Source organism: Photorhabdus africana (assembly GCF_035181445.1).
Taxonomy (GTDB): Bacteria; Pseudomonadota; Gammaproteobacteria; order Enterobacterales; family Enterobacteriaceae; genus Photorhabdus; species Photorhabdus laumondii.
On record NZ_JAXBVE010000311.1, the window covers coordinates 1 to 223 of the forward strand.

Consider the following 223-nt stretch of genomic DNA (forward strand, 5'->3'; position numbering starts at 1 on the left):
TAACAGCGCTTCTATCCGCTCCGGTTTTTTCAGGAAAATGGCAGACGTCAGGAATTCCGGACTTTTCAGGAAGCGAAAACCCCGTTCCACCTTTTGTTGTGCCTTATAATTAGCCAGTAACGCCGCCATATCAAGCTGTTCTTCATCCCGTTCATTGGTCGCTAAAATAAACCTCCCGACCCGCAATCTGGCCTGCTTCACATTGTCTAACCGGGTATAAACC

General features: G+C 48.0%; 1 pseudogene. It reads right to left on the reverse strand.

Going from position 1 to position 223, the window contains the following annotated elements:
• Positions 1 to 223: pseudogene (locus SLS51_RS25000) on the reverse strand (IS1634 family transposase); the annotation flags it as partial.